The following is a 16624-nucleotide window of genomic DNA, read 5'->3' as shown; positions in this document are numbered from 1 at the left end:
ATTTTCACGGAATGATTACTTCAGAGAATGGTCTAGAGTAATCTACAACTTTTGGCGTAGAGTCAAGGGATGTTAAAATAAACTGCTCCCATCATTCATCTATAAAAGAACCTTCTCATCACTCAACGTCAGCGCCAGTGAACCTGAGAGCACTATGACAAAAGACGATACCCCCAAGCAGTACCGTCAATAATCCTGACACAAAAATCGTATTTGCAGCACCAATATATTCACCTAATAATCCCCCCATAAAAGTTCCCAAGGGAAATCCTATGCCTGCAATTAATCCAATTACCCCTATCACTCTACCTCTTAAGTTATTAGGTACTAACTGCTGCTCGAGAGTGGGCTCGACAATGTTGTAAGGTGCATAGGCGATTCCACCTAAAAACATGATTAAGTAAACAATATATTCGTTTGTAAATAAGCTGAAAGAAAGCGGCGCAAGCCCCCACAAAGTGATAACTGTTCCTAGTGAATAAGAGTAATAAAACCTAATTTTTAATCGTGCCCAAATAAAGGAACCTATCAATGCCCCAACCGCAAAAATAGTCCAGATCATCCCCAAAGTTTCAGGTCCAGAATCTAGATCGTCACTTACAAAAACAGGAAGAACAGGCTCTAAAGGAGCATATGTAATATTGAATGCAAGTGTGACACCAGCAATCATGATCAGCACTTTATGGTGAAATAAAAACTCAAAGCCAACCTTTGTATCTTCTACAAACTTTCCTATTCTTTGCTTAAAAGCTAATACAACATGTTCCTGATTTACCCCTTGATGAAAGATATCGTAAGGGATTAAAAAATATAGAAACGAAGCAGAAAAGAAAATGAAAACATCGATAAATAGTGTTAAAGGGGCACCGAAAAATGCGGTGGAGAATCCCCCAATTGCAGGTCCAACAAGATACCCTAATTGGCCAGCCGTAGCCATAATGGCATTGGCACTTTGTAAATTTTGCTCGTCTACAAAAGACGGCAAAATGGTGGCGCTTCCTATTTCTGTAAAAGAGGACAACAGACCATTAATAAATACTACGGTAATAATAATCGGTAAGCTTAATATGCCAAACCAATATAAAATTGGAATAACAGAAATAAATGCTCCCCTTAATAGATTTTCTGCAATCATAATCGTTCGTCTATTATATTGATCCAAAATTCCCCCAACCAAAATACTCGAAATCAAAGGGGCAATCGTTGCGGATGCAATAACAAAGCCAATAGCTGAGGCTGAATTGGTCATTTGATATACAAACCATCCTAAAGCCACCCAGGAAATCTTTTTTCCTAACCCAAGAATCAACCGAGCCATCACAAAATAACGGAAGGAACGGTTTGTTAATAGATGAAACATGAATACTTTCCTTTCTTAGTGGTCAGAATGATAAACATTTATCATGTTGCTTCAACTAACTAAAGCCCATCTCTTGTAAAAACCAATATGTATGATTGTGTTGTGGATCCCTATCCCTGCCCTATGTATAACTGGATGACCGATCGCGACACATATCTGTACCTCTCCTTGCGGTAACAAAAAAGGATCATTAACCCTGCATCATTTCGTATGCAAGCTTGGGCTTATCCGCCATAGTTCTTCGACAATAAGCTGTTCTCCAGTAAGTTCAACAACATCTTGTTCAGAAGCTGCAGTTTCTTTCAAACCCGAGAAATGTTCAGCCATATAGTTTTGATGTGCTTGGTGATTTGTCCATCCCGTAAGTACAAGAAAAGGCAGACCGTCCTTTTGTGAACGCGCAAATTCTCCCCCAAGCATACCTTCCGCTTTCTTCATTCCAGGATTCCAAACTTTCCTTTGCATTTCAACAAAATGAGCGATTCTATCTTTCTTTACATGTGATAAGGCAGTACGAATGTAGGTAGCTTCCTGCAAAACTGACACAGTGTCAGGTCTTGACCCAGGTATTCTAAATTCTTCTAGAAATAAGTCCACATCGATTGAGGTATAGGTGTGTTCCTGACCAGACTTTAAGAAAATTTGGTCGTGAACCTCGTCCATAAAATACTCATAATTACTTTTATTTTCCCAAAATGAGAAGACACAGGCTGTTAATGGTTCTCTGACACCCCAACCAACCACCAAGCTGTCCTAAAAATCCCTCAACCTTGCGAATAGGCTGCCATTCTTGTTGGTGCTGAGAAAAAGCTGCCTGCTGGCCTTCTTTGACCTTGCATAAAATCCTCTTAATAATCAATGCTTCACCCCTTTAAGGTGCCCTGTTAATTTCTCCTATCTCTATCCGATTCCCATCTGGATCATTCAATACGGCAACCATTCCCCAAGGAAATTCCAGTTGTTTATTTGTAAAATGAACCCCGCGTTTCTCAAGTTTACTCACCTCAGTGGATAGGGAATTTACATCAAAACGAAGAACAGTAGGGTTTCGTTTCCTAGTTTTCTCATGATCAGTTCCTACGCCGCCTTTCTCGACCATTAAATATCCGTGAGCAAGTTCAAAAGAGACCAAGGTTTCCTTGACTGATCTTACTTTGAAATTCAAAACTTCTTTATAAAAATCAATACAATCCTTATAATGTTCAACAAATAAGATCAATCCAAATTCACGAAAATTCACTATTTATCCCCCATTAATAAATATTGATCACTTATTAACTATATAGAGTTGATTCAATATTTTCTTCGTTTCTTTGAATGATTATGTTCTACGACTTTTGGATGAAAACACCTAAAGGATTTACTGCTGTACGAAGGATTTCTTTTCATTTAGAGTCTAATAGCCGTAATCGGAGATCAAGCGCATTTAACATATCCAGCTAAAATTAAAGTTTTTCTTTTGCCAGAAACCTCCCCAAGTACACCCCACTTGCCGCTGCTTGCGAAAGCGAATGCGTTTCCCCGGAACAATCCCCGATTAGGAAAAGTCCAGGTACTTCAGTTTCAAAACACTCATTTGTGTATAGCTTCGGTTCATAGAATTTCGCATCCATTCCATATAATAGCGTTTTCGGGTCAATCGGCTCTTCAATTAAACCTTCTAATGCTGAGAAGAACTCGAGTAAGGCCTTCGTGTAAAGGGAGGGCACTTCTTCCAGAAGATCGCCTCCCTCTCCTTTTAAAGAAGGCGAGATCGGATTTTGCTCAACATCTTTAGTCGTCTGACCTAGTTTTAAATCTTCTAAACGTTGGACAACGATGCGTTCCTGTCTGCGGTTGATGTTTCCAATGATTCTTTTTCCTTCGTTGATCGCTTTTTCATATGTATTAAAATACCGAGGCACAAAAAGGGTGAAGTTTAAGTTGGCACTTGGAACGTCCTTTTCGTTCTGATTCTGTCCATCTGGCATAACTAAACCGTGCTGGTGTTTGCGAATGATCCTGCCTCGTGGATTCATACAATAGGTCGTGGCAGAATATCCTTCTCCTTCATATTTCAGCTTCGTTTCAAACGTCTGTTGTAAAATTGCGTCCAGCTGGTCACCTCTCATCTCTACACGCATCCCAAGATCAAGCCGAGTCTGTCCAGGGTACAATCCTAAATTAGCCGTTTGTTCGCTTAGCCACTCACTGCCACTCATTCCTGTCGCCAGAACCAGACGATTACTTACAAACGTGCCGCGGTCCGTTTCTATTGTATAACCTTCTTCATTACTGCTCAGCTTTCTAACATCAGCTTCGAACGTAAATGTTATGTGATTTTTTAAAGTGTTGTACATTTGTTGAAAAATAAGGCCAGAAAGGCTTGTGCCAAGATGTCTTACTTCTGTTGAAAGAACCTTTAACGAGTGTCTCATTGCCCTCGCTGAAAGCTCTCGATTTTTGGTGCTGTATGTTCTCACTTGACCGGCGCCAAATGAACATAATATATTGTCCACCTCTTTCATGAGTTCCAGAGCTTTTTGCTCACCAATTTTCTTAGCAAGGTCTCCACCGAAGTCATTCGTATAATTGAACTTTCCTTCTGACTTTCCAAGCCCAGCAAACCCGATATACTTACTGCATCCTCCTTCACACGTGCATTCTTTGCCATCGTCCAATCCACACGTTCGCTCACTTAGCTTTTTTCCTCTATCAATCACGTGAACCGATAGCTGATCATTTTCTTTCATCAATGTATAAGCCAGAAAAATGCTGCTTACTCCGGCACCGATGATCGTAATGTCATTCATGGAAATCTCCCTTCTAAAAAGAACAATCATCCGCTGCTTCTCCTATAGTACTTTTATGAGTTAACTTCAACTAAAAACGTACATGCACCCTTTTACGTCATATTATAAGGATCCTCATCTTCTTTCCACACCAAAATTCTTCCCGTTCTTCGATCATGTATGAAGTCCATTACCTTTTTTGCAATATCATCAGTGCTTAGTATTGTTTCAGGGATTTCGGACGTGTTCATGCCCTCTCTTGTTTGTCTAGAAGCAGGTGTATCGACCCAGCCCAGGCATATCGTGTTCATCTTCACATTTCGCTGAAGAAGTGTATTTGATAAAGCACTGGTTAACCTCATAACAGCAGCCTTGCTAGCAGCATATTCTGGAGCATCATGCGGTTCATGACCAACCCCTTTTTGTATTACCCTGATTGAGGATCGATTCTGTTTTAGTGCGATAGCATTTAAATGCTCAATGTTCGTTTCCCCAAACAAATAATTTACCAGTGCCTTAGAAGCTCTAGTTGTATATCCTCTATTTCTATAGTCTTTAGAAATGGTATAGTTAATTTCCCTATTAGGAACGGGAAGTTCATATTTGATACCTGTACAGCACCAACCAATAATACGAACAAACGTTCTGTAATAGTGGTAAGAATAAATAGAGCAGGTGGAGCACTCACCATCAGCGAAATGATATTACACAGAATGAATTGTTAATAACGGGAATATATTACCAATTGGAGAAACATATGATACGCTAAGGATATCAAAATTCAGCGTATAAAAGTATCATGGGGTGGTCCGCAACTATCGAGGCAGTTTTAGTTGAAGAATTAATACTATATTGAACTATACTTAGATGATGGGTATGGAAAGGGAGTAGATTTATAATGGAAAAGGTAATACCATTCTTAATGTTTCAAGATGGCAAGGCAGAAGAAGCGATGAATTATTACACATCGCTTATTGAAGATTCTCAAATAACAGGTATTGTTCGATACGGAGCTAATGAAGCTGGAGAAGAAGGGACTGTAATGCAGGCCACTTTTACCTTAAAAGGGCAAGAATTTATGTGCATTGACAGTAATGTAAAACATCAATTTTCCTTCACACCTTCGTTTTCCATTTTTGTTAATTGTGATACAGAAGAAGAACTTGACAATCTTTATCAGAAACTCAACGAAGGTGGACAAGAACTTATGCCTTTAAATGATTATGGTTTCAGTAAAAAGTTCGGTTGGTTAAATGACCTCTTCGGAGTTTCCTGGCAACTAAATCTACCTAAATAATTGATACTAATCGTGAAAAACATAATTTTTTCAACTAACCAGCAAAATAGAAGTTCGATTAAAGTGGACCCCATTGTAAAGACATGGAAATTAAAAAATGAAGGTGGGGTCTAAACGAACCAAAGGCTGATGTGAAATAAAAGTAAGAGGTACTTCGGGCGGGCTAGAGTACTCCTTAATGTAAATTGTCCTCATACTTTAAAGAACGCCAGAAACGCTTAATAATGATCTTATCAAGAGCTCGCCCTTTTCCATCCATACTGATTTACCTCGTGCTCGAGTAAAAGGCATGTAAACCGTCCGACTTTAACAACTAAAAAAATGACCAACGTCAAAATAAATCATTCTTTTTCTTCAGATAACCTTCCGACAATAAATAAAACAATTAGATAAATAGGAGATCCTATAACTAAAATATTAATCGTATCAAAATGGTTATGTAAGGTTGGACCAAGAATAATTATAATAACTAAAAGAATAACAGAAGCCCTTTGTTGATTTTTCTCCTTTTTAGTTAATTTTTTCATTACTCACAAGCCTCCCTTTCAATAAAGGCAACGCTACAATAGAAGACTATATAGATCTCATAACTTTCTTTTTTATATTGCACCTTTCACATTGATAAATTGCTAAGGATTTCATTTCTCATCCCAAGCTATATGCTCATATTTATGGAGACCTACCCGACAAAGTAGGCTTTCTTCATTATTTACAATAAGAGAGGTAACTGCTATCAATATTATTCCCAGAATAGTTGAAATGTAATGTAGATTATATAGTGGAAAGGATTCTTCAGCTCCAGAAAGGAGAAGAAGCACACCTATTAAAGTAAATAAAAAGCCCACATACCTAAGTTTCCCCATCTATAACACCACCAATCTCCACTGGGGACCTTCTTATATACACCATACTTGTTAAATAAAATGGATTACCAACTAGTATATTCCCAATTTAGTAAGGTTTGCTCACTACTGCTTATATTCAATCTCTATCTCTCAAGTTTTCTTTAAGGTAAATATCCAAACCCAATAAATAATCACGGCAATTATAGGTATTAGTATCGGTATAAGTCGGAGCTCACTTGGCAAAAGAACTAGTAATACTATGGCTAAAATCACCGCTGGCATCACCAATATAACCCAACCCCTTACTAGCTTATTATTAAAGCTAAGTTCAAATTTCTCCATTATTATCCCCTCAAAAATGCTACTAAATATTAACCTAACCGAGGAAGCCAAGAGGTCTAATATCTAAAGTTTATGATCATTATTTTCCAGCTAGAAACCTTAACATAGTAACAATTATTTCAAAATTCCGCCATTTACACAATACGTTACTCTTTTATTTTGTCCAATCAAAAAAAGACGCCCTTATTAACAAGCACGTCCCGATAATTGAGGAATGTATAGGATGCACAACTCACAAAGACCTGCCAGGTGAGCCCCTCGTTAATCAGAAGGGCTTTTTTCAGTGGCTAGCCAAACACTTAATCCTATCATAGAAAAACCGGCAATTCGGTTCATTAGTTTATCTCTATCAAATCTCGTCCCTTTTTTGTATAACAAGCCTCCTGTAAACGCATATCCGCAAGAACAAATGAATTCAATTATTATATATAACAATCCAACAATAAATAAAAGACCAATTGTATTAGTAGCGTTTGGATCTATAAATTGGGGTAAAAAAACTGCGAAAAGAATGTAAGCTTTAGGATTAGTAGCTGCCACAGTAAATTCTTGTTTAACTGATTCATAAACCGAGAATGGCTGAGATTTGCCAAGGGCCTCATCATGTGTAGGAGGGATTGACACCTTATCCTGACGTTCGCTTTTGGGAGAACGTCTGAGCATCTGAATACCTAAATACATCAAATAAATGACGCCAATCCATTTAACTATCTGAAAGAAAACGGACGACGAAGCCATCAAAGATCCAAGGCCTAAAGCGACGGATCCAATCATTAAAATAAATGCAAAAAAACGTCCAGAAACAGCTTTGATTGCTACAGAAGGGCTTTTAACATAACCATTTCTTAACGAAAGAATTTGATTTGCCCCTGGGGTTGCAGCCATAACAATGGCAGCAGGCACAAAAGTATACCAACTGATATTTGAACCTAACAAATCTGTTTGAAAATACATCCATAGAATTAAAAAAACCATTATGAATGAGCTAACACAAGAGATTTTCCATATCTTTCTCATAAAATGCACCTCCAATTCGTGCAAAAGGCATGATGCCTAATTCCATAATTGCTCACCGTTTACGGAGATGCTCTACAAAAGGGCAACTTAATATCTTCTACTAAGAAGTAAAACTAGTCTAATACTATGTCTGATATTACTGCAATAGTATAGGGGATAAAGAAAAAGCGTGATTAAAATCTGATCGTGCTCTATTACGGAAGATCGTTCAACTTTAAAATTGATAGCTATAGGTTTGAATTTATAATCCTCTTCAGTTGTGGTTCTGTAAGTTCGCCATTGTGTTTTTGAATTATTATTCCCTCACTATTTACAAAAAAAGAGGTAGGAATACCATGTACCCCCAATTTATTTTGAGTTACCATTTTAGGATCAATTAATACTGGAATCAATAATGAATGGTCCTCAATGTAGTTTTCAACTACAATTCTACCTTCTCCCATACTTATCGCTACGACATTAAAGCCTTTACTCAAATATTCATTATAGTACTTTTCAATTAAAGGCATCTCCTTTTGACAGGGCGGGCACCAGGTGGCCCACAAGTTGACTAGTGTTATTTTATTACTTTTAAAATCAATGTCTTTCTTTACTTTTTCAAGTGTATCTAATGAAAGGACAGGAAACTTATCTCCTTCTCTGAGTTGACTATTTTCAGAGACCTTCTCAGGGTAGTTTTGTTCTGTTGATTTACTGTCATCGTATATTGCAAAGATAATAAGAGTTATTAAAGATAAACCAACCAACACCTGGACGACAACTTTTTTTTTCAAAATATTACACTCCTGAAAATTCATTCAGTTCCTATACTAACTAAAACCTGTATCTTAGTTCACAATATGCTGCTTAAATAAAAAAATGAGCGCTGATCCTTATTAGAGGAATACTCACCTTTCTTTAATAAATACTACCTTGCTTTATAAAGACTTCTGAGCTTTAATCGTATCTTGTATCCTACTTATTTTAAACTTAGCGATTTCCTTTATCTTCTTTTCCGAAATATACCCTAAAATATACTTTTCAATCTCCCATGCAAGCATCATTGCAGTATGATCTATATACAAATAATTAAAATCTTTCCTATACCTTTCCTTATCAATAAACAACCCTTTTTCAAGTAATAACTCTCTATATAACTCTTTGAAGAAATGTATAAGATCTGAATCATATACATCTTGCAGCAAAATAGTTAGATCTCTTAAAGGTGAGCCTAGTGCTGCCCATTCCCAATCAATTAGAAAAATAGATCCATTATGTTCGAATGTATTCTCTAAATGAGGATCTCCATGTGTTAAAACTAACGGGCCTTTCACTTCATAATCATATACTTCAAGTAATTCGTAAGCCTTCTCTACTGTTTCGATCCAACCAGCTTCCGTCCAACCTAAACGTAACGCACATAACCTGTCTAATTGGCTGCAGCACCAATCAAGCCATTCAGTTGATAAGGTATGTTTTGGTAAGTTAAGAGCAGTTAAATCTAGATTACTAATTGTATGTAAATCTGATAATTTATCAAGAACCTTTGTTACTAAATCTCTTTTGTTTTCGCTTGATCGTTCATCAAAATCCTCTTTTAATGGAGCTCCAAGATCATCCATTAGAATTGCCGCTGGATTTGAGTTCCAAACCTTTATAATTTGAAAAAACGATTCGAAATGGGGCAAGAGTTTAGTGTATATATCCACTTCATTACTTCGATCAGCAGCAAATCTTTTATAAATTAACTTCCTTTTGTTATTATTCTCATCTATTATTGTTAATCTAATGATATTTCCCGCATGAACACCATTGATCACTTCCTTGTTTAATAGGTTCCAGTGATTTTCACTAATTCTTCGTTCCAAATGTTTCAATCCACCCCCCCTTCTGTACCCTACCACCAATCTGTTCAACTTGAATCCCTTTCTTTTTCTGCTGAAATGATTACAAACATAGGTCTTCGATTCTCATCTTTCATCATTGAATCCTGCTTCAACATTTCATCTGATGGTACTGGTTCCTTAACAGCTTTTAATGCAAATCCAGCCTCGATTAAGTCATTTATATATGTTGAAATTGTACGATGATATTTAATGACTTCCTCTCCTAGGAAGGCTGTTTCACGCAATCCCTCTGACTGGTAATGGTCAACTGGCCAATGCAGACGATTTCCTTGATCATCAACGTACCAATTTTGTTCATTACGAGAAGTAAATATTGGATGTTCAACTGAAAAAATGAAGCTACCACCGGGTCGTAAAAACCGGTGTACTTTTTTACAAATTACTTCAAATGATTCAATGTAGTGGAAAACCAACGAACTGATTACAATATCAAATTGTGACTTTGAAAATTCGATGTCTTCAATTGGCATTTGCACATACGAAATTGCCGGATCATCTGTTTCGTTACGAGCCTTTTGAAGCATTTTTTCGGATATATCAACCCCTACCACTGAACTTGCTTTTTGTTCACGTGCAAATCGACAATGCCAACCGAACCCGCACCCTAAATCAAGCACGCTTTTGTTCCGTAATTCTGGCAGTAAAGGTCTTAATATATGCCATTCTCCGGCAGCTTCGAGTCCTTTGAGTGATCGAGGCATTTGTTTATATGCAGAAAAGAACTTTGGCTCATCATATTTGTTTTGCTTCATTTATCATACAGCTCCTATAATTAAACTAGCTTGTTGTGACTTACTTTAGAAGGGGACTTTCTATCGTCTTCCCATAACTACCTCACCATTCATATTTCGTCACTGATATGCTGGATTAGACATACCAATTTTCTATAATGCAAAGAAATTTACTATTCTCAAAGCTTATACTTCTTTTTTTCCTTGCCAAAAAAGTGATAAAAACTAATCTCAGCAACCAAAAAGGCTACTACGATACCAGCGATGTATGGAGAGGGAGAATCAATAGCTAAAAACACGATTAACCCTAAAACAAAGGTAATTGCTCCAATAATTATGGAATATCCTAAATATTTGCCATCCAAAAGCAGTTACACCTCCAAGTACATATTGTAAACTGTCATCATGAATCTCCCCCAGATGGAGGGGGCCATTCCCCTAGCTGGCGACGAATAAAAACTACTTGAGCCGAATGATAACTGTTATGCATAATTAAATCCATCAACATATGAAACCTGGTATTGCCCACGTTTCCTTGAAGATGTTCACTTAAATCATTCCTGCATTCGTCCTCAGCTCTCTTCATACCTTCCTTAAACCTTAATACCATCTCAAGCCACTCTTGTTTACCAGGAGGTTTCTTTTGGCTTGGCCAAGTTTCTTCGCTATGTTCCGGAGATTTTGGATTGCCCCCTTCGAGAATATTAATAATGAAATCTTGCCAATAATTCATGTGGTAAATAATTTCCCAAATAGTGTGTGGTGAGTTACTTACTAGTAGGCCCACACTTTTCAACTCTAGTCCCTCAGATATGAGGATAGGATCTATGTGTGCTGACTCTCCTCTAAGTGCCTTAATTCTAGAATCTGCAATCATAGTGACACCCCTTATTTGGTACACGTTTTTACTCAGTTATTTATTAGTACTTGATTATCCATTACTTCCATTTATTCCAAAATTTTAAGTTTAACACAATCCCAGAAACAAACAAGACGTCTTCTTCAACAAGCGCACTACCTTTCTAGAATTATTTCTATGTTAAAATAAGACAGTAAAAAAGGTAGCTTTTTCAAAAAAATGGCGATTCCCTTGTTCCGGAAAAGCGCTCCTTTTCATGAGCACTTGATTTATTAATAACGATCCTCCGCTTTGCCCCTTTTTACGCAAGACTCAAAGTCGAGATATCTTCCAGACGCTCTTTCACTCTATCTACCGAAACTTGAATTACAATTTCAATTCATTCTTTCTAAAGTTTCATAGTCCTTTGTTTTAAATATCGTTATATCGTTTTCCTCTCCAAACTCAATCAAATGGTTATACGCTTTTGGGGATTCGAGTACAACTAACGGAATGTTGATTCCTTTATTTACTTTTATTATGGCAGCTTTTTTGGACCAACCGACTCGTGTAAGTTTTAGTTGATTGATTTGGACAGGATAAAGTTCCTTTTTTATGATAGATTTTTTGAGGAATAATAGTTGATATACTAAATAGTCATTCTGTATTTCAAATTCAAACCGAATAGAAGCTATACCAACACCTAATAGTAAAACCAATAAGAATAGTAATAAAGAACCTCCATAATACTCTGCTAATACATTCCATAACATGACGATAAAGATAATATTAAAAAGTGACAGCCTTTGCGGTCTTACCTTATATTTGATTTACCTCACCTACTTAATTTACTACCCAGTTCATATCGCTCCTGTGGAACATTACACGGATCGATAACAAAGTGGAACTCGTCCTTATGTTCTCTATAAAGCTGCTCAACACTATCAACAAGAAACATACCACCTGTAGTAAATCCAATTTTGAGTGTATTTTTTCTGGTTCCCAGAGTTTGATTTCTTGAATATTTTTAAACCATAAATTTCCAATTGATTGTATGACGACTTCTTTTTTCATTTTTTTTAGGTTCGGAGACAATTCAAATATGTATCCTCTAATATACTTTTATCTTCTAAAAAACAGTCACTCAGCGTCCTGTCTTGAATAACTGCTACTCATTTTCTTTTAATACTCTATAAGCTTCTATAAAACAAGCGTGTAAAATCTTCTAGGTGGTGAATTTATTCTGTCAGACCTTTTATTGTAGTTTTTCAATCTTTATCAGCACTTCTTGAGTTATAGCTGTTTTTAACTAAATTAATAATCTACTTTTTTAAGAGACTTCCACAGTCATTTTGTTGAATAATTTTCCATCAACAAAAACACTCAGTTCCCAAGTTCCTTTTGATGGAAAAGTCATATTTGAGGGGATCGAGAAATCTGCCCCGTTTACAGGACCTGTTACAAGAGAAGTAACTAAAGTTTCTTCATCACCGGTATCAATGTTAACTCCTGTAACTTTGAATTCTTTATCATGAAAGTCTTGGTCTCCCCATAAATGCCACATGTATTTATTTGTTCTATTAGCGACTAAATCTGCATTTTTTGATATTATAAACCCTGCTTTATTTTCTTTGCCTAGCATTGTAAAATCTCCAGATTCAAAATAAGAAGCTTTATCAACTAAGTTATCTTCCTTAGATGACTCGTTAGAACAACTAGCTAATAAAAGTATTGAAAATAGTATTATGAGACAAAAGAACTTTTTAACCATTTAAAAAATCCTTCCTAAAAATGCATATTTACAATTAGTCTATCTTAGGATACTACTTTTCTTGAAGAATGATTAGTTCTGAAATAAATCTTCGTCCTCATAAGCCGAAGACCAATGATAAGGTTGTACTTCGGATAGTGTTTTAAAAATTATATCTACTCCTGGCACACTAACTGCAACCTTTACATTTGGGCCCCAATAAAAAAGCCTTTCTTGGCATATCCCACAAGGAGATAGAACCTTATATTCGGATTTCTCATCATCGCGAACTACACATATGGAATGTGTAACCCATTTATTTAATTTATGAGCCTCTAAAATAGAACCTGTTTCCATACAAAGATTAGTTGAGTCATTAATCACTTCCGGTGCTACACTTGTTAAGATGGTTCCATCTTCCAATCCAATAGCCGCAGCACCACCCCAACCAATTGGATACCTTTGTTCTATAAGTTCAATTACTGCTTCATATAATTTTTGTTCAATAATCATAATTCACCCCGTTTAATCACGTAATGATATAAGCGCTCCGTTTGCTTAAGTGAATATTACCATCGAATGAACCACCATCTATGATACAAGGACTAACAGAGTAGAGTCGACGAGTTAAGGCTGATAACCGAGCATAGAGAAAAATAAAAGGTAGATAAAGAAAATAATTCCTACAGGTATAGCGCTGAGTAGAAGCAAAACTTTATGCTTACGCTCCTCAAGGTGGACGAACCACTTGTAATACGAGTAAACAATAAAAACTAGAAGAGGTAAAATCACAAGTCCTAGATAGTTATCGATGAATGCCGTCTTCTCATCCCAAAACTGCTTCAAGGCACGGATATCTTCTTGTTTGTCAGGGTTGTAACCATTATTCTCGACATAGGCATTTCGCTTGCTCATTAGTTGATTGTAACCACGGCTGAACATAAAGAATACACAGCAATAGTAGGCTGCAACTATTAATCTAATCCAAATTTTCACATAGAAACTAAGGAGAAGAACGGGGATGAGCAAGAATAGGAAAATTACTGCAATATCCGGCATAAGCGACCTCCCCCCCTGCCAATTACACATAATTCCAAATACTTATTACTAGTAATAAGAAGCAGATTTAACTTCATTCAATTCACCTTTCCAAGTTTATTACTTCACTTCAATTAAGAAATCTCGAAAATAGGCCCATTCATACTGATTAAGACATATGGAAATGGCCGATGAATCAATTAAATAAATCTTTCAAGGGCTTTATCTACCTTATTAGGATTAAGTCTTTGGTGTATCTATTGAACAAAATGATGCATGATGGTCTGAAAATCAGGTGGTATATCGCCTAGCTTTCAGGAAATTTGCAAATTACTAATCCCTTCCTTCTTGAACAAAAGATTAAAAACCCTTATACAACGATATGGCTTGATAAAATGTATGTTCCAAGGGTGATAAAAGATGTTCCAATTAATAGTACGAAGCCTTTAATTACACCATATGGCACTCTGCTTAATAATCTAAATAAAAATTCCATTTCAATATAGCCACTTGCCCCAATAACACCTTTGTCTTTGAATTCTTCCTTTTTCATTCTAAGCGAGGAGGAATAGAGTATGAATACTCCCCACAAAATTAGCAATGCTCCTATGAATACTGTCACTGCATCACCTATCCTTATATTAACTTTTAGATGAACCCTTAACCATTGTAAAATCCGTTGTTCCTAAACTTGTCGGATGCCTATCAGTTCCTTCAACCCTACTTTTTTGCTTTAAGTAAACGGTTCGCTCATCATGCTTCATAACATTCTTAACCCCACGAATTATACCCATCAAGGCAATAATAAATAACACCAGAAAAATTAATGGTACTCCTACTAACCATTGAACATTTGTTTGCAATGTATCATAGTACATGCCTACCATGGATGCCCATTCATAGGTAATTGGCGTTGGTGGGCCGGCCCCCAGTCCGTAGCCTACATTTGTTCCACCGAAAAACAGTTTAAATACACCTAGGTGACTCATAACAAGAATAGCTTGGATGGTTTGTCTCATAAATATTGTAACTAGGTTCCCTTTGATATGGGGGATAAGATGACGATGGTACAGGTGGAATGGTCTTGCCCCTAGAACTTTACTTGTTGTGACATATTCCCTCTTTAAAATGACACTCGTCTCATTCGCTATGAGTATAGCTGCAGGCGGTACTAATAAGATACTGATAACCAGCATTTCTACTCCCAATCGAAAACTGAGGCTTGTTGGAAATCCAGACATTGGTTCCCATAACAATGGTCTGAGAAAATTGTAGGCAATCAAGGAAGCAGGAACGAAATATAAAACGGAAATGGTGTTTTCTACAATTTTAGACCTCTCTTTATACCTGAACCCAAGAGGGATCCCGATTAGGAAAGCAAGAGAAAAACTAATGAGCCCTATAGAAAAGGCTCCTAAGATCGTAAACTTTGCCCCCTGTAGAATGTAATAAATCAAGTGATTACCATTCATATCTGTGCCTAATATGGAATGGTCAAAAGGGGCAAATGGAGCACCCATTAATTTATTATCATCATCATACAGAAATGGAGTTTGAGGAACATGGGAGTCAAAGAAAATCGCATGGACAAAGCTACCAGCTAACATGAATAACAAAAAGCCGATACCTAGAAGAAACAAAGGCTGTTTACCTAATTTTTTTATCATAGAGAGACCTCCTGCCTTGTGAAGAAGTACAAAGACAGTTCAATAACTTTTAAAAACAAATAAACAGGACCAAAGAACAATAAAGCTGTAACAAAAAACACAGGTGGTTGAGAATAAGTAAGCAAAAAGGAAGTCATTCCAAAGTTCTCAAAAAGGTATTCGACGATGAGTAGATTACTTATCATAATACTAATTAGAAACTTTGCTTGATAGGTAAGCCGGACAAACATATTCCGCAAAATATGTTTAAGCAAAATAAATGATTTGTTTAGTCCTTTGCTCGTAGCAAGGTCATAGTAGGGCTCTTTTTTCTCCTCTTCAACAAGTTCCAACATGGATTGGAGAAAATACATCGTTGGAAGGATAGCTAAAACTAATGCAGGTGCTAAAATAGCTTCTTCTTCACCGGCCCCTGCAAGCTTTATAAAGGTCGTCCCTGTCTCCAAATATAACCATACGAGAAACATCTGTGAAGCAACGACGAAAACTACATCTGGAATACTCTGCAGGAAAGAAGAAGATGATAAAAATATTTTATAAACCCTCTTTGGAGCACGCCATAAAATAATGGTTCCAAGAAGAGCAATAAAGAAAGAAACAGTAAGAGCTATACCCAATACTCTCAAGGAACTTGCAAAGGCCTTAAATATAATAGGAAATAGACTTCTTTCTACCCCAGAGGTTGGGTTTATATAGACTAGCGACTCCGGACGCATCATTTGTCCAAAGACGCTACCGATTGTTTCAAATTCAGGCCAAACAAAACCTTCAACCGTCATAAATAAAGGAGAAATACTTATTAAAAAAATACCCACGATCAAAAAGAAAGGTTTCAAAATTTCACTCAGTAAATATGTTTTCCATTCCAAAATGATCCCCCCTTTACCCTTCATTTTAATATTATAGGAAATGCGCCCAATGAACTACCCTATTTTTGGAAAAACACCCATATTTATTAGCTGAAAATTGCCAACCTTATTTATGAATGCGTCCAAGTTTTGAAATAGGCATAAAATAGTATAAAAACCTTCAATAGTATGTTCCCACTAACTCAGTGTACATTTCCTCCCATAGTCACAATT

The 16624-nt window shown here is 36.6% G+C and carries 20 protein-coding genes and 1 pseudogene; 1 reads left to right on the top strand and 20 read right to left on the bottom strand.

The features are described 5' to 3' along the window. Nucleotides 1–118 precede the first annotated feature (118 nt). The 6 genes from MUO14_RS22525 to MUO14_RS24925 all read right to left on the bottom strand — a co-directional run bounded on the left by MUO14_RS22525 (nt 119) and on the right by MUO14_RS24925 (nt 4760). Nucleotides 119–1360, bottom strand: a complete 1242-nt coding sequence (locus MUO14_RS22525; RefSeq protein WP_244752732.1) for an MFS transporter — start codon at nt 1358–1360, stop codon at nt 119–121. 201 nt (nt 1361–1561) lie between these two features. Beyond that, nucleotides 1562–2104: a DUF4937 domain-containing protein gene (locus MUO14_RS24455; RefSeq protein ID WP_255822215.1), complete on the bottom strand. Its 543-nt coding sequence runs from the start codon at nt 2102–2104 to the stop codon at nt 1562–1564. After that, nucleotides 2043–2219 (bottom strand): DUF4937 domain-containing protein, encoded by a 177-nt coding sequence (locus tag MUO14_RS24930; protein ID WP_396265762.1) that lies wholly within the window; start codon nt 2217–2219, stop codon nt 2043–2045. The genes MUO14_RS24455 and MUO14_RS24930 overlap by 62 nt, the downstream gene beginning before the upstream one ends. Nucleotides 2220–2231: 12 nt before the next feature. Next, a complete protein-coding gene (locus tag MUO14_RS22510; RefSeq protein WP_244752731.1) occupies nt 2232–2600 on the bottom strand; it encodes a VOC family protein in 369 nt (122 codons plus the stop codon). 205 nt (nt 2601–2805) lie between these two features. After that, entirely contained in the window at nt 2806–4152 is a 1347-nt protein-coding gene (locus tag MUO14_RS22505; protein WP_244755728.1) for an NAD(P)/FAD-dependent oxidoreductase, read from the bottom strand. A gap of 92 nt (nt 4153–4244) precedes the next feature. After that, nucleotides 4245–4760 (bottom strand): GNAT family N-acetyltransferase, encoded by a 516-nt coding sequence (locus MUO14_RS24925; protein WP_396265861.1) that lies wholly within the window; start codon nt 4758–4760, stop codon nt 4245–4247. 269 nt (nt 4761–5029) lie between these two features. Here MUO14_RS24925 and MUO14_RS22490 point away from each other — a divergent pair, with 269 nt between their 5' ends. Further along, nucleotides 5030–5428, top strand: coding sequence for a VOC family protein (locus MUO14_RS22490; protein WP_244752730.1), 399 nt, complete (start codon nt 5030–5032; stop codon nt 5426–5428). Between the two features lie 153 nt (nt 5429–5581). Here MUO14_RS22490 and MUO14_RS24920 read toward each other — a convergent pair. The 14 genes and pseudogenes from MUO14_RS24920 to MUO14_RS22425 all read right to left on the bottom strand — a co-directional run. Then, nucleotides 5582–5693: pseudogene (locus MUO14_RS24920) on the bottom strand (IS3 family transposase); the annotation flags it as partial. 76 nt (nt 5694–5769) lie between these two features. Further along, nucleotides 5770–5955 (bottom strand): hypothetical protein, encoded by a 186-nt coding sequence (locus MUO14_RS22485; protein WP_244752729.1) that lies wholly within the window; start codon nt 5953–5955, stop codon nt 5770–5772. Between the two features lie 921 nt (nt 5956–6876). Next, on the bottom strand, nt 6877–7632 hold the full coding sequence (locus MUO14_RS22480) for a LysE family translocator (protein ID WP_244752728.1): 756 nt from the start codon (nt 7630–7632) through the stop codon (nt 6877–6879). Between the two features lie 227 nt (nt 7633–7859). Beyond that, the gene (locus MUO14_RS22475; protein ID WP_244752727.1) at nt 7860–8405 is read right to left on the bottom strand and encodes a TlpA family protein disulfide reductase; all 546 of its coding nucleotides are present in this window, start codon (nt 8403–8405) and stop codon (nt 7860–7862) included. A gap of 144 nt (nt 8406–8549) precedes the next feature. Then, nucleotides 8550–9488, bottom strand: coding sequence for a phosphotransferase family protein (locus MUO14_RS22470; RefSeq protein WP_244752726.1), 939 nt, complete (start codon nt 9486–9488; stop codon nt 8550–8552). A gap of 35 nt (nt 9489–9523) precedes the next feature. Further along, nucleotides 9524–10270 carry a class I SAM-dependent methyltransferase gene (locus MUO14_RS22465; RefSeq protein WP_244752725.1) on the bottom strand — a complete coding sequence of 249 codons (747 nt, stop codon included), beginning with the start codon at nt 10268–10270 and terminating at the stop codon, nt 9524–9526. A gap of 158 nt (nt 10271–10428) precedes the next feature. Continuing rightward, nucleotides 10429–10614, bottom strand: a complete 186-nt coding sequence (locus MUO14_RS22460; RefSeq protein WP_244752724.1) for a hypothetical protein — start codon at nt 10612–10614, stop codon at nt 10429–10431. A gap of 38 nt (nt 10615–10652) precedes the next feature. Continuing rightward, the gene (locus MUO14_RS22455) at nt 10653–11126 is read right to left on the bottom strand and encodes a DinB family protein (RefSeq protein WP_244752723.1); all 474 of its coding nucleotides are present in this window, start codon (nt 11124–11126) and stop codon (nt 10653–10655) included. Between the two features lie 1291 nt (nt 11127–12417). After that, nucleotides 12418–12858, bottom strand: a complete 441-nt coding sequence (locus tag MUO14_RS22450; protein WP_244752722.1) for a DUF4871 domain-containing protein — start codon at nt 12856–12858, stop codon at nt 12418–12420. A gap of 72 nt (nt 12859–12930) precedes the next feature. After that, nucleotides 12931–13350, bottom strand: coding sequence for a cytidine deaminase (locus MUO14_RS22445; protein WP_244752721.1), 420 nt, complete (start codon nt 13348–13350; stop codon nt 12931–12933). Nucleotides 13351–13464: 114 nt separating this feature from the next. Beyond that, nucleotides 13465–13896 carry a hypothetical protein gene (locus MUO14_RS22440; RefSeq protein ID WP_244752720.1) on the bottom strand — a complete coding sequence of 144 codons (432 nt, stop codon included), beginning with the start codon at nt 13894–13896 and terminating at the stop codon, nt 13465–13467. A gap of 349 nt (nt 13897–14245) precedes the next feature. After that, nucleotides 14246–14497, bottom strand: a complete 252-nt coding sequence (locus MUO14_RS22435; RefSeq protein WP_244752719.1) for a hypothetical protein — start codon at nt 14495–14497, stop codon at nt 14246–14248. A 19-nt stretch (nt 14498–14516) separates the two neighbouring features. Then, entirely contained in the window at nt 14517–15542 is a 1026-nt protein-coding gene (locus MUO14_RS22430; protein WP_244752718.1) for an ABC transporter permease subunit, read from the bottom strand. Further along, a complete protein-coding gene (locus MUO14_RS22425; protein WP_244752717.1) occupies nt 15539–16411 on the bottom strand; it encodes an ABC transporter permease subunit in 873 nt (290 codons plus the stop codon). The genes MUO14_RS22430 and MUO14_RS22425 overlap by 4 nt, the downstream gene beginning before the upstream one ends. Between the last annotated feature and the right edge of the window lie 213 nt (nt 16412–16624).

The organism is Halobacillus shinanisalinarum, from assembly GCF_022919835.1.
GTDB classification, from domain to species: Bacteria; Bacillota; Bacilli; order Bacillales; family Halobacillaceae; genus Halobacillus_A; species Halobacillus_A shinanisalinarum.
This window is presented reverse-complemented; position numbering and strand designations above follow the sequence as displayed.